Below are 22,713 nucleotides of genomic sequence, written 5' to 3'. Positions count from 1 at the left end.
GTGTCCGCAGCGGACAGGCCCGCGCTGGACGACGTCCAGGAGCAGGTGGTGAGAGGGACCGAGCGATCCCTCGTGGTGATCGGGGCGCCCGGCACCGGCAAGTCCACCGTCGCGATCGAGACGGTCGTGGCCGCCGTCGAGGGCGGGCTCGCACCCGACGAGTGCCTGCTGCTCGCCCCCCACCCGGGTGCAGGCGGCCGCGCTGCGCGACCGGCTGACCGCGCGACTGCAGGCCACCTCGACCGAGCCGGTCGCTCGCACCCACCAGTCGCTGGCCTTCGGGATGCTGCGCGAGGCGGCGGCGCTGCACGGCGAGCCAGCACCACGCCTGCTGTCCGGGCCCGAGCAGGACGTGGTGCTGCGCGAGCTGCTGGCCGGGCACGCGGCGGGTGAGGGCGACGCACCGCACTGGCCGGACTTCGTCCGGCAAGCGTTGCCCACCAGAGGTTTCCGGGCCGAGCTGCGCGATCTGCTCATGCGCGCCGTCGAGTGGGGCCTGGACGGTGAGGCGCTGCGCGAGCTCGGGGTGCGGCACGAGCGGCCGGCATGGGTCGCCGCGGCGCAGGTGCTCGACGAGTACGACCGGGTCACGGCCCTATCCCGCCCCGGCGCGTACGACCCGTCGTGGATCCTCGGCGCGGCCGCCACGCTGCTCGACACGGACGCCGAAGCTGCCGCGAGACTGCGCCGGCGCACCCGCCTCGTGGTCGTCGACGACGCACAGGAGCTCACGCACGCGTCGGCGACCCTGCTCGACGCGATCGCGCACCCCGGCGCCCGCCTGGTGCTGCTGGGCGACCCCGACTCCACGGTGCAGGGTTTCCGCGGCGCCGATCCGCGCTACCTGCGGATGCTGGCCGAACGACGCGGCGCCCCGGATCCGGTCGTGCTGCCCCGGTCCTACCGCGTCGGGCCCCGCATCGGTGCTGCGACCGGACGGGTCGCCGAGCGGATCGGCACGGTCGGCGCGGGGCTGCAGCGCGCGGCGGCGCCGGTCCAGAGCGTCGACCACGTCGAGGTCGCCCTGCTGCGCGCGACGTCCCAGGAGGCGGCCTACGTCGCAGCGCGGTTGCGCGAGTGCCACCTGATGGAGGGCGTGCCGTGGTCGCAGATGGCGGTGATCGTGCGCGGGCAGGCCCGCGCAGTCGCCCTGCGGCGCGCGTTCGCCGGGTCCGGCGTGCCGGTCGCGGTGCCCGCCACCACGCTGCCGGTGCGCGACGAACCTGCGGTGCGCCCGTTCCTGCTGCTGCTCGAGACGGCGATCGCGCTGGTCGACGGGCAGCCGCACCCGATCACTCCGGAGGCCGCGGTCGACCTGCTGACCTCGCCGCTCGGCGGGGCCGACGCGATCGAGCTGCGCCGGATGCGCCGGGTGATGCGCGCGACCGAGCTCGACGACGGCGGTAGCAGGTCCAGCGACGAGCTGCTCGCCGCCGCGGTGGTGTCCTCCGGGCCGCTGGACGAGCCGGAGCTGGCGCCCGCGGCGCGGATCGCGCGGGTCCTGCGCGCGGGCCTGGCCGCCGGGGAGCAGCCCGCCGCCAGCGCCGAGACGGTGCTGTGGGCCATGTGGTCGGCGAGCGGCCTGGCCGACCAGTGGCGTGACACCGCGCTAGCGGGCGGGGCGCCCGGCACGCGGGCCGACCGCGACCTCGACGCGATGATGGCGCTCTTCGCGGCGGCCGCGGCGTACGACGACCGGCTCCCCGGTTCGGCACCCGCCGGTTTCCTGGAGCACATCCGCGGTCAGGACGTGCCCGGTGACCGCATCGTGCCCGCAGCGCCCGAGGACGGCTCGGTGGCCCTGATCACCCCCGCGGCCGCCGCGGGCCGGCAGTGGCGGGTGGTGGCGGTGTGCGGCGTGCAGGAGGGCGTGTGGCCCGACCTGCGGCTGCGCGGCTCCTTGCTGGGATCCGAGGCCCTCGTCGACGTCATGCGGGGCCGGGAGGCGCGGCTGGAGTCCGCAGAGCTGCTGCGTGCGGCGCAGGCGGCGGTCCGCTACGACGAGACGCGCCAGTTCCACGTCGCGGTGAGCCGGGCTAGCGAACGCCTGCTGGTGACGGCGGTGCGCAGCGACGACGAGCAGCCGTCGGCGTACCTGGATCTGATCGACCCGCCGCAGCAGGACGGTGACGGCACGGCCTCCGAGGCGCGCCAACCGGTCGGCGTCCCGGTCGCGCTCACCCTCACCGGCACGGTGGCGGCCCTGCGCCGGGAGATCGTGACCGGGTCGCCCGCAGCTGCCGACCGGGCGGCCGACGAGCTGGCCTACCTGGCAGCGCAGCACGTCCCCGGCGCCGACCCGGCCCAGTGGTGGGCTCTCACGCAGCGGTCCGACGACCGCCCGGTGCGTGCAGCGGATGCCGAGGTGCCGGTGTCGCCGTCCCGGGTCGAGTCGTTCGGCACCTGCGGGCTGAACTGGCTGCTCACCAGCGCGGGCGGTGACGGGCCGGATCTCGGCACCCGCAACCTCGGCACGCTGGTGCACGAGATAGCTGCCGAGCTTCCCGACGCCGATCTCGACACGATGACCGCCGAGCTCGACGAACGCTGGGCCCGGCTGGGCTACGGCGACACCTGGATGAGCGAACGCGACCGGGTCCGGGCCCACCGGATGCTCGCCTACCTGCACGACTACTTCGAGAAGGCCGCGGCCCAGGGGTGGAAGCAGGCCGGCGTCGAGGTGCGCATGGACGTCGTCGTCGGGCGAGCCCGTTTGCGCGGATCGGCGGACCGTCTGGAGTCGCAGGAGGGCGACGCGGGGATTCGGATCGTCGACTTCAAGACCGGGTCGTCCAAACCCAAGAACCCCGACGTGGAGGAGAACCCCCAGCTCGGCGTCTACCAGGTGGCCGTGATCGAGGGAGGTTTCGACGCGGGCGACCGGACGGCGGGGGCCCAGCTCGTGCACCTCGGCACGGCCGCGGGCAGGAAGAGCTTCCTGCCGCAGCCGCAGTCGCCGTTGGACACCGCCGAGAGGCGGTCGTGGGCCTACGACCTGCTCGCCCGGACCGCCGAGGGCATGTCGGCGGCGCACGTGACTGCCACGCTCAACGACCGTTGCCGCACCTGCCCCGTGCGTGGCTGCTGCCCGCTCCAGGAAGAGGGCCGCCGGCTCGGGGGTGACCAGGCGTGACACCGCGACTGGGGGCAGCCCACCTCGCCGACCAGCTGGGGCTGCCGGCACCCACCGCCGAACAGACAGCGGTCATCGAGGCGGCGCCCGACGAGCCGCTGCTCGTGGTCGCCGGCGCCGGATCCGGCAAGACCGAGACGATGGCCTCCCGGGTCGTGTGGCTCGTGGCCAACCGGTTCGTCCAGCCCGCCGAGGTGCTGGGCCTGACCTTCACCCGCAAGGCCGCCGGCGAGCTCGCCGAACGCGTCGGGCGCCGGTTGCGCCAGCTCACCGCGGTGGGTCTGTGGGAGCCGCCGGTCGATGCCGACGGCACCCGCAGCCTCGCCGACATCCCGACCGTGCAGACCTATCACTCCTACGCGGGCCGGATCGTCTCCGAGCACGGCCTGCGCCTCGGGATCGAGCCCGACTCCCGCCTGCTGTCCGAGGCGGCGTCCTGGCAGCTGGCCGCCGAGGTGGTGAGCGCGTACGACGGGCCGATGGAGCGGGTCGACAAGATGGAGTCCACCGTCGTCGCCGCGGTGGTCGACCTCGCCGGTGAGCTCGCCGAGCACCTGCGCAGCACCGACGAGGCGCGCGACTACCTCGAGGAGGTCGTGCGGCACATCGAGGGCCTGCCGGCGACCGGCCGCATCAAGGCGCTGTCCCAGGCCGATCGCCTGCTGCCCGCTGCCCTGCAGGCGCGTATCGACCTGCTGCCGATCATTGATCGCTACCAGGCCGCCAAGCGGGCGCGCACCAGTCTCGACTTCGCCGATCAGGTCGCCGTGGCGGCCCGCCTCGCGCGGTCCTTCCCTGACGTCGGCGCCGCCGAACGGGCGCGCTACCGGGCGGTGCTGCTGGATGAGTTCCAGGACACCAGCGAGGCCCAGCTCGTGCTGTTGCGCTCGCTGCTCGTGGCGCCGGGTGAGCCCGTGCCCGTCACGGCGGTGGGCGACCCGCACCAGTCGATCTACGGCTGGCGCGGTGCGAGCGCGACCAGCCTGTCGTCGTACGCCAGGGAGTTCGGCGGCGAGCACGGCACCCGCCAGTTGCCGCTCGCGACGAGCTGGCGCAACGACGTGGCGGTGCTCGACGTCGCCGATCGCACGGCGCAGCCGCTGCGCGAGGAGGGACTGCCGGTCGAGCCGCTGCGCCCCCGACCGGGCGCCCAGACCGGCGCCGTCGACGCGGCACGGTGCGAGACCTCCGACGACGAGGCGCAGCAGGTGGCGGGGTGGGTCGCGCAGCGGTGGTTCGACGACCGTGGGCGGCACACCGGCGCGACCGCCGCGGTGCTGTGCCGCAAGCGGTCCCTCTTCCGGTCGGTCGTCGAGCACCTTGAGCGTGCCGGACTGCCGGTCGAGGTCGTCGGCGTCGGCGGGTTGCTCACGACGCCGGAGGTCGGCGACGTGGTGAGTCTTCTGTGGGCCGTGCAGGATCCGACGCGCGGCGACCGGTTGATGCGATTGCTGACCGGGCCCGCGATGCGCCTGGGGGCGGCCGACCTGGCCGGGCTCTACGCGCGGGCGCGCGAGCTCAGCTTCCAGGAGAGCGGGACCCGGCGCGCGGGCGATCTCGAACAGGACTCCCGGGAGCAGCCGAGCATCGTGGAGACCCTCGAGCGACTGCCGAACGCGCAGTGGCGCGGCCGGGAGGACGAGCGGATCGGGGATGTCGCGCTGCACCGGCTGCACTGGCTGGCGGGCCTGATCCGGCGGGTGCGGTCGATGACGGCACTGCCGTTGCCCGAGCTGGTCGGGGAGGCCGAGCGGCTCCTCGGCGTCGACCTCGAGGTGCTCTCCCGCGCCGAGCACACGCCGGGGTCCGCCCGCGTGCATCTCGACGCGTTCGCGGACGTCGCGGCCCAGTTCACCGCGCAGGCCGAGCGGCCCACGCTGAGTGGTTTCCTGTCATGGCTGGACGCCGCGCTGCGCGAGGAACGCGGGCTGGAGACGACGTTCCTGGAGGCCAATACCGCCGCCGTGCAGGTCCTCACCGTGCACGCGGCCAAGGGCCTGGAGTGGGACTACGTCGCGGTGCCCGGCCTGGTGGAGGGCACCTTCCCCGCTCATTCCAACCCGCCCACCTGGAAGAAGCAGCACGACGGCTGGGCCATCGGCGCCTCGGGCGAGCCGGACCTGCACCACACCTGGGCCACCACCGACACCGGCTGGACCGGCGGACTGTCCGGCCTGCCATACGACCTGCGCGGCGACGTCGACGGCCTACCGGAGTTCGAGTGGGCAGCCGACGACATCGCCGGTTTCCGCGAGGCCGTGACCGACTTCAAGGGGCGCGGCGGCGCGCACGCGATCGCCGAGGAACGCCGGCTGGCCTACGTCGCGTTCACCCGGGCCCGGCACGGGATGCTGCTGACCGGCGCGGTGTGGGGGGCCGGCAAGAAGCCGCGCCTGACCTCGCGCTTCCTGCTCGAGCTGGTCGACGCAGGTCTCGTGCGCCGCGGCGAATGGGTCGACCTGCCGGCCGACCCCGAGGCCGTCAACCCCGCCGACGACGACGACCGCACGGCGACCTGGCCCGGTGACCCCATGGCGTCCCGGCGCGCGACGCTCCACGACGGTGTCGAGCGGGTGCGCGCGGCCCTGGAACGCGCGACCGTGGACGGACCGGTCGCCCTGCCCGACGACGGGCGCACCCACCGCCTGCGGGTTCTGCTCGCCGAGCGTGAGGCGCAGCGTGCCCGCCGCGAACAGCACGTCGTCCTGCCGGGCCACCTGTCCACCTCCGCCCTGGTCGCCCTGGCACAGGACCCCGAGCAGTTCGCGCTCGACGTCCGCCGACCGATGCCCGCGGCGCCTGCGCTCGCAGCCCGACGCGGCACCGCGTTCCACGCGTGGGTCGAGCAGCACTTCCAGCGCGCCGCCCTGCTCGACATCTCCTCGCTGCCCGGCTCCGGTGACGACGACGCCGACCTCGACGCGGACCTGGAGGCGATGAAGGCCCGGTTCCTCGCCTCGGAGTGGGCCGACCGCACTCCGGTCGACGTCGAGGTGGCACTCGAGACGTGGATCGACGGGATCAGCGTGCGCGGCCGGGTCGACGCCGTCTTCCCGTCCGCCGACGGCACGGGTTTCGTGATCGTGGACTGGAAGACCGGTCGTCGTCCGACCGGCGAGCTGGCAGCCACCCGGGCGTTGCAGCTGGCGGCGTACCGGATCGCGTACGCCCGGTTGCACGGCATCGACCCCGAATCGGTGCAGGGCGCGTTCTACTACGCGGCGACGGGGGAGACCGTGCATCCGCCGCTGCCGAGCGTGCAGGAGATCGCCGCGGTCGTGGGCTCCATCCCCGCCGAGCACGAACCCGACCGCACCTGACGCCGCCCGTTCGCGGGCACCTCAGCCCTGGCTGGAGCCGTTGCTCTCGTCCTGCCCGTCGTGCGAGTCGTCATCGGCACCGTCGGCGTCCTGCTGACCGTCGGTGAGCGAGGGCGGCGCGACGGTGGCGCCGCCGGCACCGCTCGGGCGAACGCTGGTCGTGATCGGGATCTCGACGGTCTCGTCGTCACCGGACAGGTCGTCCAGTGCCTCGACGTCGGCCGGGTCGACCGGCTCGACCGGGACCGCCGCGGGCGGTCGCTGCCGTACGAAAGGCGACGGCATCAGACGGTCGTCGTCGGCGGAGGTCTCGGCGAACCGCCGCAGCGCGGCCGCCCGTCGGTCGACCAGCCGCTCGTCGTCCGCGGCGACGGCGTCGAGCAGGGCGGTCACCCGGTGCAGCTCGGCGCTGAGCCGGATGCGGCGTTCCAGGTGCACGTCCGGGCGCTCGCGCCGGGCACCCGCGTAGGCCTCGAGCACGGTGTCGAATGCGTCGGGGGACGCCAACACGAGCAGCGCCGCGAAGTCCTCGGCGGGGTCGGCGACGCCCGCGCGCTCCCAGACGTCGATGGCGGTGACGGTGCCGTCCGCGAGGACGTGTGCCCCTTCGAGGGTGCTGTGAGTGACGCAGGTCGCGAACTTCCACAGCGTCACCTCCTCCAGCGCGCGCTCCCAGCGGGTGAGCAGTGCGGGGGGTACGTGCCCGGTGCTCGCCGCGCGGTCGAGGGCTGCGAGGCGGCGCGCGCGGTAGGCGTCGGCGTCGTACGTCGGTAGGCCGGCCTCCTCGACCACCCGCGGGTCGGTGTCGTGCAGGGCGGCGACGGCAGCTCCGACGGAGCGCGCCAGGTCCGACCCGGAGACCAGCTCACGCCAGACCATCGGTGCACCCGGCAGCACGGGGTGGACGACGACGGTGGTGCCGTCGTCGCCGGTCGCGGTCCCGGCGACGTCCGGCACCGCGAACGGCATCCGGGTGCGCAACAGCCGGAGCAGCCCGACCGAGGCCTCGAGGGCGGCGCCGGCAGCCGGGTCGAGAGCGGCGCGCACGGTCCACGTCGTTCCGGCGGCATCGGTCACCAGCACGCTCTGGTACTGCGCACCGGGGGCCGTCGGCAGCTCCTGGACGCTCACGGGCCGCAGGGTCGGGGTCGCGGCGTGGGCCAGGGCGGCGAGGGTGAGGATGGGGCGGAGCACGTGCTCAACGGTAAACGCAGGGCGGGCCGTAGCCTGGGAACGTGCCTGCGACACCCACGAGCCTGTCCGATCTGGTGCTGTCCCGCACGACGCTGGACCGCGCCGCCCACCGACGCCACGATCCCGGGCTGCTGGGGCGGCTCCTGACCAGTCCGCAGACCCGCGTCCTCGATCTGTACGGCGATCGCGCACGGGTGCGCGACGGCGGGCTGGTCCTGCGCGCGCCGGAGGCCGGCGACCTCGATCGGCCAGCCGTCTTCCTCGGGGTGGCCGACGCCGCCGACGTGGTCGCGGTCGACCGGATCGACGACGAGGCGCCGCAGGACGCGGCCACCATGCGCAGCGTCGGGCTCGACCTGGACACCCATGACGTCGGCATCCTCACCACGGGTCTCGGCATCGTGAACTGGCAGCGCACGCAAGGCTTCTGCCCGCGCTGCGGCGCTCGGGCCGAGGTGTCCGAGTCCGGATGGGGCCGGCGCTGCACCCGCGAGGGCACCGAGCAGTACCCCCGGACCGACGCTGCCGTGATCATGTCCGTCATCGATGACGACGACCGGCTGCTGCTGGCGCGCGGCACCCGCTTCGGCGGCACCACCAACCGGATGTCGGTGCTGGCTGGTTTCGTGGAGCCCGGTGAGTCGCTGGAGCACGCGGTCGCCCGTGAGGTCGAGGAGGAGGTGGGCGTGAGCGTGTCGCAGGTCGACTTCCGCGGTGACCAGCCGTGGCCGTTCCCCGCGTCCCTGATGGTGGGGTTCGCGGCGCGCGCGACGTCCACCGAGCTGGTGCTGCAGGACGAGGAGATCGCCGAGGCGCGCTGGTTCAGTCGCGTGGAGCTGGCCGCCGCGCTCGGCGACGGATCGCTGGGCGTACCCCCTTCGCTCTCGATCGCCCGGCACCTCATCGAGGACTGGTACGGCGGCCCGTTGCCGGAGCAGGCCGGCGAACGATGGTGACGTCGGTGGGCCGCTGATGGCCAGCGCCGACGAGGTGCTGGCGGGCCTGGATCCCGAGCAGCGTCAGGTCGCCTCACAACCGCTCGGTCCGATGTGCGTGCTCGCGGGTGCGGGCACCGGCAAGACCCGGGCGATCACCCACCGGATCGCGTACGGCGTGCTGTCCGGCGCCTATCAGCCCGGCCGCGTGCTCGCGGTGACCTTCACCGCACGCGCGGCCGGTGAGATGCGCACCCGGTTGCGCGAGCTCGGCCTGCCGGGCGTGCAGGCCCGCACCTTCCACTCCGCAGCGTTGCGTCAGCTGCACTTCTTCTGGCCGCAGACCATCGGCGGTCCCGCGCCGGAGGTGTTGAAGCACAAGGCGCCGGTCGTCGCCGAAGCCGGTTCGCGGCTGCGGCTGCGACTTGACCGGGTCGTCATCCGCGACCTCGCGGCCGAGATCGAATGGGCCAAGGTCGCGATGGTGACCCCGGCGGGCTACGCCGTCGCGGCGCGGGCCGCTGGGCGCACGCCGCCGGAGCTCGACCTGACCGCGATGGCGCGGCTCTTCGAGACCTACGAGGAGGTCAAGACCGCGCGCGGAGTCATCGACTTCGAGGACGTGCTGCTGCTGATGACCGGCATCCTTGCCGAGCACGAGGACGTCTCGCGGGCCGTGCGCGCGCAGTACCGGCACTTCGTGGTCGATGAGTACCAGGACGTCAACACCGTCCAGCAGGCGCTCCTCGATCAGTGGGTGGGGGACCGCGCCGACCTGTGCGTGGTGGGCGACCCCGCGCAGACGATCTACTCCTTCACCGGTGCCAGTCCTCGGCACCTCACCGACTTCTCCCAGCGCGTCGGCGTCGCAGTCACCAGGCTGGTGCGCAACTACCGCTCGACCCCGCAGGTCGTGCAGCTGGCCAACCTCGTCCTGCAGGCCGGCGCCCGCGAGAGCGAGGGGGTGCAGCTGCAGGCGCAGTCCGACGCGGGACCCGTCCCGCAGCTGGTGCAGCTGCCCGACGACCAGGCCGAGGCCGACGAGGTCGCCCGCCGGATCAAGGCACTGATCGCCGACGGCGTAGCACCGTCCCAGATCGCGGTGCTCTACCGGATCAACGCCCAGTCCGAGGTGCTGGAGCAGGCGCTGTCCGCGGTCGACGTGCCGTATCTGGTGCGGGGCGGCGAGCGGTTCTTCGAGCGCGCCGAGGTGCGGTCGGCGGTGGTGCTCCTGCGGGGGCCGTGCGCTCGGACGACGGCGCCGACCCCCTCGGCAAGGTGGTGCGCGACGTCATCACGGCGGCCGGGTGGTCACCCCGCCGGCCCGGCGGGGGCGCCGTTCTCGAACGCTGGCAGTCCCTCGACGCGCTCGCGACCCTGGCGGACGACTTCGCCGATACGACCGGGCTGCGGATGCGGGAGTTCGTGGCGGAGCTGGACCGCCGGGCCAGCGAGCAGCACGCCCCGACCGTCGAGGGCATCACGCTCGCCTCCCTGCACGCGGCCAAGGGCCTGGAATGGGACGCGGTCTTCCTCATCGGCTGCTCGGAGGGGCTGTTGCCCTTCTCGATGGCGGAGGGTCCGGCGCAGGTCGCGGAGGAGCGCCGACTGCTCTACGTCGGCCTCACCCGCGCGCGCCGACACCTCACCCTCACCTGGGCGGCGTCACGCAACCCCGGAGGTCGCGCGTCGCGCAAGCCCTCCCGTTTCCTGTCGTCCGCGACGGCGGTCCTCGGCGAGGGTGCCCGCGGCCCGGCCCGCACGGCCGGACCCGCCCGCAGCTCGCGGGTGCGCACCGCCAAGGTGAGCAACTGCCGGGTCTGCGGCAAGGTGCTACACGCCGCAGCAGAGCGCAAGATCGGCCGGTGCGGGGAATGCCCTCCCGGTTACGACGACGCGCAGTTCGAGGCGTTGCGTGCCTGGCGGCTGGCCGTCGCCACCGCCACGAAGGTGCCCGCGTTCGTGGTCTTCACCGACGCCACGCTGGTCGCCATCGCCGAGCAGCGGCCGACCGATGTGGCCGGCCTGTCGGGCATCTCCGGGGTGGGGGCCCGCAAACTGGCGACGTACGGGGAGTCCGTGCTCGGCGTACTCGCGGGTGACGACCCGCAATCTGCTGCCGAAAAATGTTGTGCTGCAATGAAATCCGAATCAAAATGACATTGGTGGGAGATTTCCCGGAAAATCAGTTGCCCCGTCTTGTAGTGCACCCGTAACCTCGAACACGTTCAGCCCAGCCGCTTCGGTAGCGGTATGGGGACCATGACAGCGAAAGGAGGGTCGGCCTGATGGAGAACATCACCGCCACGATCGAGCGCTCGCAGCGCGCGGCGATGACGTCTGCCCAGATCACGATGCCGACCCTCGCGGAGTTCGCACGTTGGTCCCAGGGGAGCAGTGTCGCTACCGCCGCCCGGCGCCCGAAGTTCGCGCCCTACGGCACCGATGTCGTCGGCGACAACACCCCGTCCCGTTCCGCAGCTTGTGGACCACCTGGCTGAGATCAGCTCAGGAGTCTCACCTCCAGGCCGCGGAACCCACCACAGGGTCCGCGGCCTTTTTGTATGTCGCGGCCTTCGCACCGGAATCGAAAACCCATGCAGACCAGCACGACCCGCCAACACGAAGCCCCCACAAGGGGCGCGACAACCAAGGAGGTGCCGGAGATGATGCTGACCGATCTGATCGATCACACCCAGCAGCAGGAGGACGCCGGGGCACGACTGCCGTGCCGGGTGAACGAAGCCGAACTGTGGTTCGCCGAGAGGCCGCAGGACGTCGAGTTCGCCAAGGCCCTGTGCGGCGACTGCCCACTGCGGGAGGCCTGCCTCGCCGGCGCCCTGGAGCGGTCCGAGCCGTGGGGCGTCTGGGGTGGGGAGCTGTTCGTCGGCGGCGTGACCGTTGCCAAGAAACGGCCCCGTGGTCGCCCGAGGAAGCACCCGGTCGCTGCGTGATCAACGACTGACTCATGAATCGTCATATTTTACAAGGAGTTTCACCATGTACAGCATGCGGTATGTACAGGCCGCCACCCGACCACCCGGTCGGACGGAGAAGCGAGGGATCCCGCGACCCGCTCACCAGATCACGAGCGAGGTACGCCGGATCGAACGGCGTCGCTACCGGAAGTAGCAACACCGGCACTACGGGCCGGGTGGCCCACCACGGCCGCCCGGCCCGTTTGTCGTATCCCGGGAGGCCGTCGTTGGGTGCGGGAAAGTGACCGCGGCGCCGACCACCCACCCTGGCGCCGTACGCCGGTGCAGCAAAGTGACCGCCCGGCCGATTTTCCACGCAGGTGATACCGGCAGCGCGAGCCGATCGCAGTGGTGATCAGTCCAGCGGGGGAAGTCCGCGCCGGGCACGGCGCGATTGACGATCTCACGCGCCGGCACGGTGCCCTCGATCTGACTGAGCACCGCGATCCCGCCGAGCCAGGCACGGTGGATGAGCAGGTAGCTCGGCGGCAGGTTGAGCTTCAGTCCGGTGGCGAACTGCGCGCTGCGCGGGTCGTTGACGTAGGCGAAGATGCTGCGCATCCACGCCCGGCTGAACTCGAACTCGGCGGTGTGCAGCGGCTCGAGGAAGACGCTGAGGTAGGCCAGCACCGCTTCGTCGTCGATGCGTACGCCGCGGCGGATGAAGCCCTCGGAGCGCAGTCCGTCGAGCAGTGCCGTCGCGTCACCGTCGACGGCGGCGTTGAGCAACTCGCCCAGCGCCGGCGGCAATCCGTCGGGCAGCCGGTTGATCGCACCGAAGTCGAGGACACCGAGACGGCCGTCGTCCATCAGGCGGAAGTTGCCCGGATGCGGGTCGGCGTGCAGCAGCCCGGCGCGGCCCGGACCGGCCACCAGGAACTCCAGGTAGTGGGCCGCCGCGGTGTCGCGCTGCTCCTGCGTGCCTGAGGCGATGATCGCCGACAGCGGTGTGCCGTCGATCCATTCGCTGACGATGGCGCCCGCACTGCTGGTCACGACGTGCGGGATCAGGTAGTCCGGATCGTCGTCGTAGGCCGTCGCGAACTGCTCCTGCATGGTGGCTTCGAGGGGATAGTCGGTCTCCTCGGCCATCCGGCCCTTGAGCTCGTCCAGGATCGGGCCGACGTCCAGGCCCGGCACCCAGCTGGTCGTCAGACGCATCACCCGGGAGACCTGCTGCAGGTCCGACATGAGTGCCTCGCCGGCACCGGGGTACTGCAGCTTGACCGCCACCTGGCGTCCGTCCTTCCAGACGGCGCGGTGCACTTGGCCGATCGAGGCCGCGGCGACCGGTTTCTCGTCGAAGGACTCGAACTTGCCGCGCCACCGGGTGCCGAACTCCTCGCGCATGATCCGGCGCACCGAGGCGACGGGCATGGCCGGTGCGGAGTCCTGCAGCTTGGTCAGCGTCGCCCGGTAGGGACCGGCGATCTCGTCCGGCAGTGCGGCCTCGAACATCGACATCGACTGCCCGAACTTCATGGCGCCGCCCTTGAGGGAGCCGAGCACCCGGAAGAGCTGCGCCGCCGTCTGTGCCTGCAACTCCGCGGCGACCGCCTCGGCCGGCTTGCCACCGACCCGCTTCCCCAACCCGATCGCCGTGCGCGCTCCGAACCCCAGAGGAAGACTGGCGAGTTTGGCCGCGCGTACGACGCCCTTGCGGGGCAGGTCTGTCATGACATCGAGTATCACGCATCAGCCGTCGGCGTCCGGGCAGCACCGGGGGTGTGCACGCCACAGCCGGTGCTGCACCCGGGGGCTCGGGGTGGTAACGGTGACCGAGACGCCGACCGGTAGCGGCTGCCCGCTCAGATGGCCCCGGGCCACGAGCCCGACCAGCCCGGACACGACCGCGCGCAGGTCGGCGGGGGCCGACACCGGGCCGAGCATGCCGAGCACGCCGGGAGCATCGACGCCGATGGCGGCGACGTCGTCCCACGGGCCACCGGCCGCGATGGCGGCCCACCCCGGGTCGCGGACGGCACGGTGGTGGTCCAGGCACCCCAGGCACGGACCGACGCCCGGCCGGATGAGCGGTCCGATCACGGCCCGGCCGGCGCCCAACACGACCGGCAGGTGGGGCACCCCGTCACGGCGCCAGCGTTCGGCGGCTCTCGCGGGAACGTGTTCCGCGGCGATCAGCACCGCCAGCGTGGTGTGGTCCGGGTCAGCCTGGGCGCCCATCCCGGTCAGCACGTCGCGGATCGCGTCCGGCACGCTGCCGACACCCGCGACGGTCACCGAACCGGAGACGGCGTCGGGGCCGGTCAAGCGGGAGGCGGCGTCGCCGAGCAGGCGCACCACGTCCGGCCATCGGGTCGACGGCGGCCGGACGAGGTGCGCGCTGCCTCACTGACGGGCGGTCATCGGTCCCAACCCGATGACCGCCCGTGTCTCGGCGTCACTCAGCCCACTCAGCACCAGAGCGCGCTCAGCCCCGAGACCCAGTGCCACCTCGCCGGGATCCCGCAGGTGGGCACGGAGCGGGACGGCGGCTGTGCTCACGGCGGGACTCCTCGTCGGCGGGAAGTCCACACCCTGGCAGTGGGCACCGACAGGGCGCAGAAGTTGTCCACAGGCCACTCGTGGCGCCGTGGTGTTGACGGTGGGCGGACCTACATTTGGCCCATGAGCTCCTCCTCCGTCGCCGTCGACCCCGACGCGCCCGAGCCTGAGGTGGAGATCCGGCGGTCCACGCGGCGGCGTCGCACTGTCTCGGCGTACCGCGAGGGCGACCGGATCATCGTGCTGGTGCCCGCTCGGCTCTCCGCGCAGGAGGAGGCCCGCCTGGTCGCCGACATGGTCGCCCGGGTGCAGCGATCGACCGCCCGCCGCAAGAGCCCGGGAGACGTCGAGCTCGGCGCGGACGCCGAGCGCCTCTCGCGGCGCTATCTCGGTGGTCTCGCTCGGCCGACCTCGGTGCGGTGGGTGGACAACCAGCGCACCCGGTGGGGTTCGTGCACCCCGACCCGCGGCACCATTCGGCTCTCGTCGCGGCTGGCCGGGATGCCCGCGTACGTCGTCGACTACGTGCTGCTGCACGAGCTGGCCCACCTGCTGCGCCCGGACCACAGCCCGGCGTTCTGGGAGCTGCTGGGCGGTTACCCGCGATTGGAGGAGGCCAAGGCCTACCTCGACGGCGTGGCCTTCGGCGCCGGCCTCCCCGCGGCCGACGACGACGCGAGCGATGTCGACGACGCGGAGGAGCCGGCTAGCTGAGCCCGGCGAGCGCAGGCACGACGACGCGTAGCTCGGGATCGGTGTCCACGGGCAGGTCGCGCACGGGCCACCAGCGCACGTCGTCCGACTCGTCGGAGACAGCCGGTGTCGCGCCCGGCGGTGCCGTCGCGACGAACCGCAGGTCGCGGTGTGACCGACACCGACCGAAGCGTGTGCTCAAGTCGTGATGGCTCAGGTGCGCCAGACCCGGCCGGACCCGAAGGCCCGCCAGACCGGTCTCCTCGGTCGCCTCGCGCTGGGCCGCTTCGGACACCGACCCGTCGCCCGGCTCGAGGTGACCGCCGGGCTGCAGCCACAGCCGGGCCTTCTTGTGCAGTACGAGGCAGACATGCTCGCCGCTCGCGTCATAGACGAACATGCTCGCGGTGAAGTGGTCCGGCGGCCCGCCGCGCCACATCGCCACCGGGCCGGCCGCGAGTGCCCGCACGAAATCGTCCCTCAGCCGCACCTGCGCGGGGTCGGGTGAAACATGGTCCGCCAGCAGGGTCTTCGCGTCGCTCGCCAGCACGTCGTACGACGGGTCGAGATTCACCCGCGCGGGGTGGCCGGTCCGTCGGGACCGCTCTCGGGGCCATCCGAGCCATCGGAGCCATCGGAGCCTTGCTCGCCCTCGAACTCGGCCTCACCCTGCGCGAGCAGCGCGTCCAGCGCCGCGTCGACGTCGTCCCGCGGAGGCTGCACCTGCTCGCCGGTGCGGCGCGCGACATAGGCCTGCGGGTCGTCCAGATCGGCGGCGGTGGGCGCGAAGTCCGGGTGCTGCCAGGACTCGTCACGCGCGTCGGCTCCGGCGGCCTCCTCGAGTGCACCGAAGAGCGCTGCGGCGTCGCGCAAGCGGCGCGGACGCAGGTCCAGGCCCACGAGCGAGGAGAAGACGCGCTCGGCGGGTCCGCCGGAGGCGCGGCGGCGGCGTACGGCCTCCGACAAGGCGGCGGCGTGCGGCAGGTGACCGTCGGCCGCGCGGTCGCTGACCACGTCGACCCAGCCCTCGACGAGCGCGAGCAGGGTCTCCAGGTGTGCGAGCGCCCGGCGCTGCGCCTCGCTCGGCTCGGGGGTGAACAGCGAGCCCTGCAGCGCGCTCTGCATCGCCTGGGGGTCGGTCGGGTCGATGTCGCGCAGCGACCGCTCGATGCCCTCGGTGTCGATGCTGATGTCCCCGGCGTAGCTCTGCACGGCCGCGATCAGAGCGGGGGAGAGCCACGGCACCGCGTGGAAGAGCCGCATGCGGGCCGCCTCCCGGGTCGCGACGTAGAGGTGCACCTCGCCGGCGTCGACGCTCTGGCCCTCGGCGAACGCCGCGACGTTGGTCGGCAGCAGCACGACCTGGTCGCCGTCGAGCAGCGGAATGCCGATCTCGGCGCCGCTCACCAGGTCACCGGCGAGCGCGCCCACCGCCTGGCCGACCTGCATCGCGAACATCGCGTTGCTCATCCGCGCCATCATCGGCTCGATCTGGCCCATCATGGCCGCGGGATCGGTGCCGGCGGGCAGCCCGAGCTGCTCCGCGGCGCCGTCCCCCAACTGACCGAGCTGCTCCCGCATCGCGTGCTGGATCGCGTTGCCCACGCCCGCCGCGACCGGCTCGACCAGCCGACGCCACATCGGCATGGTGTGCTCGACCCACTCCGCGCGACTCCACGCCAGGCCGGGGCCGACCGCCGCGAAGGTGGTGACGTCGTCCAACCAGAGGTTGGCGACCTGCACGACCTGATCGGTGTCGCCCTTGGTGCGCGCGGACACCGACTGGTCGCCGTCGGTCGCCACCTGTTTGCGGGCGATGTCGGTGGCCATCTCGATGTTGAACCCGCCGTCGGCAGGGCCGGACATCATGGCCTGCATCTGCGCCTGCAGCATGCCCATGGTCGCCGGGTCGAGGCGGTCGATCCCCATGTTCTTCAGAGCCTCGGCGAACTCCGGGTGTTCGGCCAGCCCCTCACCGGAGAGCAACGAACGAAGCAGCTCGCCCAGGTCCGGCTGATCGGGGTCGTTCGGGTCGCCGGGCCTACCGGTCGGGTAATCGCTCACGGTGAACTCCTCGGTCGGCAGGGTCGGTGAGAGGATGCGTACGTTCCAGATAACCACGACGGGCGGTCCATGAGTTCCACAGGTCGACGTGTTCGCGCAGGGCGCAGCGTGGAGACCCTCGCGGTGACACGCCCGTCCGGGCCGATCGCCGCCGCCGTCGAGGCGCGATGGACCGATCGTGGCGGCCTGGTGGCGCAGCTGGAGGACAACCTCACCAGCCCGTTGATCGGCCAGGGGCTGCGGGGCGTGAGCGCGTTGGTGCACGTGGTCACCCCGACCGATCTGCTGCAGGACCAGGCCGAGGACCCGGTCGAACGCCGCGACCGGCTGGTCCGCGAGGTGCGCACCCTGGTGCTCGCCTGCGCCGCCAGCGCGGTGCGTCAACTCGTCGTCGTCACCGCTGCCCAGGTGTACGGCGCCCTGCCGGACAACCCGATCCCCCTTCCGGTCGACGCACCGTTGCGCGCCCGCGGTCAGGTGGGCCTCTTCGCCGACCTGGTCGCTGTCGAGGAGGCGCTCGCCGAGGCGGCTCCGGCGTACCCGGGGCTGCGCATCGCGGTGCTGCGCCCGGCCTCCGTCGTGGGCGGCGTCGACACGCTGACCACCCGGCACTTCGCGGCCCCGCGGCTGCTGCGGGTGGCAGGGGCCAACCCGACGTGGCAGTTCTGCCATGTCGACGACCTGGCCACGGCGGTCGAGGTCACACTCGATCGGCGGTTGGCCGGCGGGCTGCCGGTCGCCTCACCGGGGTATCTGACCCAGGAGGAGGTCGAGCAGCGCAGCGGCATGCGGGCCGTCGAGGTCGGCGCCAGCACCGCCGGCGCCATCGCGGCGCGGTTGCACCGGCTCGGCACCCTGAAGTCGCCCGAGTCCGATCTGGACTTCGTGATGCACCCGCTCGTCGTCGACTCGGTGACCCTGAGGGCAGCGGGGTGGACCCCCGCGTACGACAATGACCTCTGCCTCGCGGTCCTGCTGGAGGATGTCGCCGCGCAGACCCGTGGCGCGCCGCGCTTCGGAGCCAGGGACGCGGCTGCGCTCGGCGCTGCCAGTGCGGCAGTCGCCGTCGGGGCAACGGCCGCGATCATGCGGCGCCGACGACGGAAGGGCTGAGCCGGTGGATCACGACGCTCGAGTGCGTCTCGCGCACCTGCGGGACGCCCCGCTGTCGGTCGACGAGGTGCTCCAGGCCGTGCAGGATCCGGAGGCCGGCGGGGTCGGCCTCTTCGTCGGGCAGGTGCGCGCTCACGACCGCGCCCAGCACGTCGTACGGCTGGACTACACCGCGCACCCGACCGCCGAGCAGACCCTGCACGACGTCGTACGCAGCGTGCTGACGGACGAGATCACGGCCGCCGCGGCCGTGCATCGCACCGGTGAGCTCGTCGTGGGGGACCTCGCGGTGGTGGTGGCCGTGAGCGCGGCGCACCGGCAGGCGGCACTGCGGGTGTGCGCTGAGCTGATCGACGTCCTCAAGACCACGGTCCCGATCTGGAAGCATCAGATCTTCGCCGACGGCACGGATGAATGGGTGGGTTTGTGACGACTTCGTACGACGCTCGCGACGCGGGACGTGCGGGCAACTCCCGTCTGGGCGGACTGCGCCCCCGCACCGTGGTGTGGCTGGTGTTCGCTGTCGTGGTGGTGCTCGCGGTGGCGGCCCTCAACCTGATCCACGTGCCGGTCGCGATCCTGCGGCCGGGGCCGGCGCAGAACACCCTCGGCGCCGTTGACGGCAAGCCGGTGATCTCCATCTCGGGGCATCCGACCTACCCGACGTCCGGCTCGCTGGACTTCACCACCGTCTCGCTGGCCGGCGGCCCGCAGTATCCCGTCAGCGTGTGGGAGTGGGCGATCGCGCACCTCAACAGCAACGCGCAGATCGTGCCCGCCGACGAGTACTTCCCCAAGAACGTCACCAGCAAGCAGGTGCAGCAGCAGGACACCACCGACATGGCCGACTCCCAGCAGACCGCCCAGGTGGTGGCGCTGCGCCAGGCCGACATCCAGGTGCCCGAGACCGTGTCGGTCGGCTTGGTGAGCCCGGGCTCACCGGCCGCGAAGTACCTCAAGGTGGGCGACGTCGTACGCAGCATCAACGGCACCGCGCTCGCCCGTCTGGCCACCGCGCGTGCGGTCCTGGACAAGGTCAGCCCGGGCAGCACGGTCACCGTCCAGGTCACCCGCGCGGGCACGCCGCTCACCCTGCGGATCAAGACCGAGAAGAACACCCAGGGGTCGGGGTCGCTGCTGGGGTTCTACCCGGTGCCCAACTACACGTTGCCGTTCAAGGTCGACGTCAACGCCGGCGACGTCGGCGGACCGTCGGCGGGCAACATGTTCACCCTCGCGATCTACGACAAGCTCACGCCCGGATCCCTCACCGGCGGCAAGAGATTCGCCGGCACGGGCACCATCTCCGAGGACGGCAGCGTCGGACCGATCGGCGGCATTCGGCAGAAGATGGTGGGCGCCCACGACTCGGGAGCCACGTACTTCCTCGCGCCGGCCTCGGACTGCAACGAGGCCCACGGGCACATCCCGTCGGGTCTGACCGTCATCAGGATCTCGAGCTTCGCGCAGGCTGTCGCAGCGGTGGAGAAGGTCGCGGCCGGGCAGGGCGCGGGCCTGCCGTCCTGCTGAAGGAGGGCAGCGTCAGGCCGTGAGCGTGGCCCGCAGCGCCTCGACCAGCCCGGGGGCGATGTCCTGACCGATGGCGACCTTGTCGTCGGCGTCGTGCGCCCGCTGCCGCAGCAGGCAGACCGAGGCACCGTCGCGCAGCACCGCCACGAGCAGTCGGACGTCCTGGCGGTCCGGGTGCGCGGCCAGGGCCTCGGCTGCGTTCTCCGCATCGGTGGGCAGGTCGTTCTCCGCGTCGGGCGGCACCACGAGGCGCTCCACGGCGAGGGCGACTCCGTCGACCTCAGGCGGCCACGCGAGCCGGCCGAGCATCGACTCCAGGGACGACGTCGGCGCCAGGCCCTCCTGCTCGATGGTGCTGAGGCCGTCCGCGGCCGCGGCACCGAGCTGCGCGGCGAGCGCCGGCTCCCGGGCCAGCAGCCCGGCGTTGCGCGCGATCGCGAAGAGGCGCGGCGCCTGGTCCCAGCCGGCGGCGGCGACATGGCGTTCGGTGTCGACCGCGCACTCGACCAGGGGAGGCAGGATCGTCTCGGGAGTGCTCGGCATACCTGCCATCGTGCCGTACCGCCCGCGCCCGCTAGGTTGAGGGCGTCGTTGTCCGGTGCGTGGGACGGAAGACCCCGATGAGTGCTGCGGACGGTTCCGGGCGCTCCGGAGGCGCCGGATCCTCGGACGTGCGCGCCCTGCCGCGGCTGGATCGCCGCCGCCACTCCCTGCTGCGCCTCACCCTCACCGTCGTCGTCGTGCTCGTCGGCGGCAACCTCGCGGCGAATCTGTGGACCCGGCACCTGTGGTTCGAGAACCTGCAGTACGCCGGGGTGTACGGCGTGGAGCTGCGCACCCGGGCGGGGCTCTTCGCCATCGCGTTCCTGGTGGTGGAGCTGCTCTGCCACGGCAGCGTCTGGCTGGCCTACCGCTACCGGCCGATCCGGGTCCCGGACGCCGCGGGCGAGGCGATGCACCGCTATCGGGTGGCGATCGAGCCCTTCCGGCGTGCGGCGTTCGCGGTCGTGCCGCTGCTGATAGCGCTCATCACCGCGGCCAGCGCCTCGAGCCAGTGGCGCACACCGCTGCTGTGGTGGGCGCGGCAGAGCTTCGGTCAGACCGACCCGCAGTTCCACCGCGACATCGGCTTCTACGTCTTCACGATGCCCTTCATCGAGATGCTGATCGGCTTCAGCACGGTCATCCTGATCCTGGCGCTGGTCCTCGCCACGCTGACCCACTACATCTACGGCGGCATCACCGTCGCCGAGGGCAGGCTCACCTTCACCCGGGTGGCCCGACGCCACCTGTGCCTGCTCGCCGTCGCGCTGCTGCTGGTGCGCGCCGCGGCGTGGTGGTGGGGCCGCTACGCGCTGGTCTACCGCACCGGGCGCACCCTGACCGGTGTCGACGACACCGACGTGCGCTCGACGCTGCCGGTGCACGCGATCCTCGCCTGCGCCGCCGTCCTCACCGCGCTGACGTTCCTGGTCACGATGCGCACCCGCAGCTGGCGGTGGCCGGCCGCCGCGGTGTCGATGCTGATGGCGACCGCCGTGGCGTTCGGCGGCATCTACCCCGAGATCCTGTCCGCCGTCCGCGGCAACACCGCGCGCTCGTCGAACGAGGCGACCTACCTGCAACGGGAGATCGACGCCACCCGCGAGGCGTACGGCGTCTCGGACGTGACGGTGCGCGACTACCCGTCCGGTGCGACCCCGACGGCGGGCCTGACGACGGCCGCGGCGGGCGTGCCGGTCCTGGACCCGATGCTCGTGACCGGCGCGTTCCAACAGCTGCAGGGGCTCACGCTGCCGGCCGCGTTCGCCGCGGGCCTCGACGTCGGCCGCGCGGGTGCCGGCGCCTCGGCCGCCCCGACGGTCGTGGGCGCCCGCGGCATCGACCTGTCGGGTCTGCCTGCGAGCGGACGCGACTGGGTCGGCCAGCACCTCGTCTACACCCACGGCACCGGCGTGGTGAGCGCTCGCGCCGACACCACGACGGCGAGCGGCGCGCCGTCCTTCCTGACCGAACCCGCCGCGGCCGGCAGCCGCATCTACTTCGGTGGCGGGCTGCCGTCGTATTCGGTCGTGGGCGGCAAGCCGATCGAGGCGGACGGCACGGCGAGCACGGGCTTCCGATACGACGGCAGGGGAGGGGTCGCGCTGGGCGGCATCATGCGCCGGCTCGCGTACGCCGCGAAGTTCCGCTCGTGGGACCTGCTCACCTCGCGTTCCGTCAGCACCACCTCCCGGGTGATCTACGACCGCGACCCCGTCGACCGGGTGCGGCAGGTCGCGCCGTGGCTGTCCGTGGACGAGGGGGCCTATCCGGTGCAGTCCGGAAGCCGCACTCTGTGGGTCGTCGACGGTTACACCACCTCCGACCGTTATCCCTATGCCGAGCACCAGCCCCTGACCACCGGGTCGGACACGCTCGGGCGGTCGATCAACTACCTGCGCGGCTCGGTCAAGGCCACGGTCGACGCGTACGACGGAACGGTGCGGCTCTACGCCTGGGACAGCGACGAACCCGTCCTGCGGGCCTGGGAGAAGGTTTTCCCCGGCACGGTGCGTCCGCGCTCGCAGATGCCCGCCGCGGTGCTCTCGCAGGTGCGCTACCCGCAGGGTCAGTTCGAGATGCAGCGCACCATCCTGGCGGCCTACCACGTGACCGACCGCGCGACCTTCGCCGACGGCGGGCAGCGCTGGTCCGTGCCGGTCGACCCGACGACCGGTGCCGGTGTGCTGCAGCCGTCCTACTACCAACCCGTCACCCTCCCGGGCGCCGCCGGTCGCGGCTACGCGCTCACCTCGTCGTACGTCGGCGCGGGCGGCACGGGCGCGGTCACCGGTTACCTCGCGGCCGGGTCGGACACCGGGACGACGCCCGGGCAGGTCGGCGCGGGGTACGGGAAGCTCACGCTGCTCCGGGTGACCGGCTCGGCGCGGGGTCCTGGCCAGTTCCAGAACGACCTGAACTCCTCTGCCGAGCGCTCTTCGAGCATGCCCGGCACGCTCAGTCAGTTCTTCATCACCGAGGCGCGCGCCAAGGCGACCGTGAGCAAGGGCAACCTCCTGACGCTGCCGGCGGCCGGCGGGATGCTGCAGGTCGAGCCGCTCTACGTACGGCCCAAGGGCGCTTCCTACCCGGTGCTCAAGGCGGTCGTGGTCGGCTTCGGCGGCCGGCTGCGGTGGGGAGCGACGTTGCAGGACGCGCTCGCGGACCTGTCCACCGCCCGCTAGCGCTGTTCGATTTTGCGGCGC

18 protein-coding genes and 2 pseudogenes are annotated in these 22,713 nt (G+C 72.7%); 13 read left to right on the top strand and 7 right to left on the bottom strand.

The window, feature by feature from the left end; genetic code table 11:
- Positions 1-187: 187 nt before the first annotated feature.
- On the top strand, positions 188-3,133 hold the full coding sequence (locus tag LVQ62_RS16770; RefSeq protein ID WP_233763301.1) for a UrvD/REP family ATP-dependent DNA helicase: 2,946 nt from the start codon (positions 188-190) through the stop codon (positions 3,131-3,133).
- The gene (locus LVQ62_RS16765) at positions 3,130-6,453 is read left to right on the top strand and encodes an ATP-dependent DNA helicase (protein ID WP_233763300.1); all 3,324 of its coding nucleotides are present in this window, start codon (positions 3,130-3,132) and stop codon (positions 6,451-6,453) included. The genes LVQ62_RS16770 and LVQ62_RS16765 overlap by 4 nt, the downstream gene beginning before the upstream one ends.
- A 21-nt stretch (positions 6,454-6,474) precedes the next feature.
- Here the strand turns inward: LVQ62_RS16765 and LVQ62_RS16760 are convergent, their stop codons facing one another.
- Entirely contained in the window at positions 6,475-7,647 is a 1,173-nt protein-coding gene (locus LVQ62_RS16760) for a phosphotransferase (RefSeq protein ID WP_233763298.1), read from the bottom strand.
- 41 nt (positions 7,648-7,688) lie between these two features.
- Here LVQ62_RS16760 and nudC point away from each other — a divergent pair, with 41 nt between their 5' ends.
- The 6 genes and pseudogenes from nudC (at position 7,689) to LVQ62_RS16740 (ending at position 11,536) form a co-directional block, all read left to right on the top strand.
- On the top strand, positions 7,689-8,603 hold the full coding sequence (gene nudC / locus LVQ62_RS16755; protein ID WP_233763296.1) for an NAD(+) diphosphatase: 915 nt from the start codon (positions 7,689-7,691) through the stop codon (positions 8,601-8,603).
- 16 nt (positions 8,604-8,619) lie between these two features.
- Positions 8,620-9,759, top strand: a pseudogene (locus LVQ62_RS17955) (ATP-dependent helicase); the annotation flags it as partial.
- 65 nt (positions 9,760-9,824) lie between these two features.
- Positions 9,825-10,187 (top strand): annotated as a pseudogene (locus tag LVQ62_RS17950) (3'-5' exonuclease); the annotation flags it as partial.
- A 183-nt stretch (positions 10,188-10,370) separates the two neighbouring features.
- Positions 10,371-10,742, top strand: coding sequence for an HRDC domain-containing protein (locus tag LVQ62_RS17945; RefSeq protein WP_370639716.1), 372 nt, complete (start codon positions 10,371-10,373; stop codon positions 10,740-10,742).
- Positions 10,743-10,870: 128 nt separating this feature from the next.
- Entirely contained in the window at positions 10,871-11,083 is a 213-nt protein-coding gene (locus LVQ62_RS16745; protein WP_208051361.1) for a hypothetical protein, read from the top strand.
- Between the two features lie 165 nt (positions 11,084-11,248).
- Positions 11,249-11,536, top strand: a complete 288-nt coding sequence (locus tag LVQ62_RS16740; protein WP_179479348.1) for a WhiB family transcriptional regulator — start codon at positions 11,249-11,251, stop codon at positions 11,534-11,536.
- A 189-nt stretch (positions 11,537-11,725) separates the two neighbouring features.
- Here the strand turns inward: LVQ62_RS16740 and LVQ62_RS16735 are convergent, their stop codons facing one another.
- The 3 genes from LVQ62_RS16735 to LVQ62_RS16725 are packed head-to-tail and all read right to left on the bottom strand — an operon-like array spanning position 11,726 to position 14,065.
- Positions 11,726-13,237 (bottom strand): AarF/ABC1/UbiB kinase family protein, encoded by a 1,512-nt coding sequence (locus LVQ62_RS16735; protein ID WP_233763295.1) that lies wholly within the window; start codon positions 13,235-13,237, stop codon positions 11,726-11,728.
- An 18-nt stretch (positions 13,238-13,255) separates the two neighbouring features.
- Positions 13,256-13,864 (bottom strand): hypothetical protein, encoded by a 609-nt coding sequence (locus LVQ62_RS16730; RefSeq protein ID WP_233763294.1) that lies wholly within the window; start codon positions 13,862-13,864, stop codon positions 13,256-13,258.
- Positions 13,865-13,909: 45 nt separating this feature from the next.
- On the bottom strand, positions 13,910-14,065 hold the full coding sequence (locus LVQ62_RS16725) for a hypothetical protein (RefSeq protein ID WP_233763293.1): 156 nt from the start codon (positions 14,063-14,065) through the stop codon (positions 13,910-13,912).
- 123 nt (positions 14,066-14,188) lie between these two features.
- Between LVQ62_RS16725 and LVQ62_RS16720 the strand changes: the two genes are divergently transcribed.
- Positions 14,189-14,779: a M48 family metallopeptidase gene (locus LVQ62_RS16720; RefSeq protein ID WP_233763292.1), complete on the top strand. Its 591-nt coding sequence runs from the start codon at positions 14,189-14,191 to the stop codon at positions 14,777-14,779.
- Here the strand turns inward: LVQ62_RS16720 and LVQ62_RS16715 are convergent.
- Together LVQ62_RS16715 and LVQ62_RS16710 are read right to left on the bottom strand one after the other, a co-directional pair.
- Complete coding sequence (locus LVQ62_RS16715; RefSeq protein ID WP_233763291.1) at positions 14,772-15,332, bottom strand: NUDIX hydrolase; 561 nt, start codon at positions 15,330-15,332, stop codon at positions 14,772-14,774. The two genes, LVQ62_RS16720 and LVQ62_RS16715, sit on opposite strands and share 8 nt — an antisense overlap.
- The gene (locus tag LVQ62_RS16710; protein ID WP_233763290.1) at positions 15,329-16,822 is read right to left on the bottom strand and encodes a zinc-dependent metalloprotease; all 1,494 of its coding nucleotides are present in this window, start codon (positions 16,820-16,822) and stop codon (positions 15,329-15,331) included. The genes LVQ62_RS16715 and LVQ62_RS16710 overlap by 4 nt, the downstream gene beginning before the upstream one ends.
- A 123-nt stretch (positions 16,823-16,945) precedes the next feature.
- On the opposite strand from LVQ62_RS16710, the gene LVQ62_RS16705 reads away from it, so the two are divergent.
- Genes LVQ62_RS16705 through LVQ62_RS16695 form a run of 3 tightly spaced genes read left to right on the top strand, consistent with a single transcriptional unit; the run spans position 16,946 to position 19,465 of the window.
- Positions 16,946-17,935: an NAD-dependent epimerase/dehydratase family protein gene (locus LVQ62_RS16705; RefSeq protein ID WP_233763289.1), complete on the top strand. Its 990-nt coding sequence runs from the start codon at positions 16,946-16,948 to the stop codon at positions 17,933-17,935.
- A gap of 4 nt (positions 17,936-17,939) precedes the next feature.
- Positions 17,940-18,365, top strand: coding sequence for a molybdenum cofactor biosynthesis protein MoaE (locus LVQ62_RS16700; protein WP_233763287.1), 426 nt, complete (start codon positions 17,940-17,942; stop codon positions 18,363-18,365).
- Positions 18,362-19,465 (top strand): PDZ domain-containing protein, encoded by a 1,104-nt coding sequence (locus LVQ62_RS16695; protein ID WP_233763285.1) that lies wholly within the window; start codon positions 18,362-18,364, stop codon positions 19,463-19,465. The genes LVQ62_RS16700 and LVQ62_RS16695 overlap by 4 nt, the downstream gene beginning before the upstream one ends.
- A 12-nt stretch (positions 19,466-19,477) precedes the next feature.
- On the opposite strand, the gene LVQ62_RS16690 is transcribed toward LVQ62_RS16695, so the two are convergent.
- Complete coding sequence (locus LVQ62_RS16690; RefSeq protein ID WP_233763284.1) at positions 19,478-20,008, bottom strand: PPA1309 family protein; 531 nt, start codon at positions 20,006-20,008, stop codon at positions 19,478-19,480.
- A 77-nt stretch (positions 20,009-20,085) separates the two neighbouring features.
- Here LVQ62_RS16690 and LVQ62_RS16685 point away from each other — a divergent pair, with 77 nt between their 5' ends.
- Positions 20,086-22,692 (top strand): UPF0182 family protein, encoded by a 2,607-nt coding sequence (locus tag LVQ62_RS16685; protein ID WP_233763282.1) that lies wholly within the window; start codon positions 20,086-20,088, stop codon positions 22,690-22,692.
- Positions 22,693-22,713 lie beyond the last annotated feature (21 nt).

The sequence above is a fragment of the Allobranchiibius sp. GilTou73 genome (genome assembly GCF_021391335.1).
In the GTDB taxonomy this organism is placed as follows: Bacteria; Actinomycetota; Actinomycetes; order Actinomycetales; family Dermatophilaceae; genus Allobranchiibius; species Allobranchiibius huperziae.
This window is presented reverse-complemented; position numbering and strand designations above follow the sequence as displayed.

Coding starts and splice junctions, on each gene's coding strand:
- LVQ62_RS16690 (WP_233763284.1), bottom strand. CDS start 20,008: ATGCCGAGCACTCCCGAGACGATCCTGCCTCCCCTGGTCGAGTGCGCG.
- LVQ62_RS16745 (WP_208051361.1), top strand. CDS start 10,871: ATGGAGAACATCACCGCCACGATCGAGCGCTCGCAGCGCGCGGCGATG.
- LVQ62_RS16740 (WP_179479348.1), top strand. CDS start 11,249: ATGATGCTGACCGATCTGATCGATCACACCCAGCAGCAGGAGGACGCC.
- LVQ62_RS16720 (WP_233763292.1), top strand. CDS start 14,189: ATGAGCTCCTCCTCCGTCGCCGTCGACCCCGACGCGCCCGAGCCTGAG.
- LVQ62_RS16685 (WP_233763282.1), top strand. CDS start 20,086: ATGAGTGCTGCGGACGGTTCCGGGCGCTCCGGAGGCGCCGGATCCTCG.
- LVQ62_RS16735 (WP_233763295.1), bottom strand. CDS start 13,237: ATGACAGACCTGCCCCGCAAGGGCGTCGTACGCGCGGCCAAACTCGCC.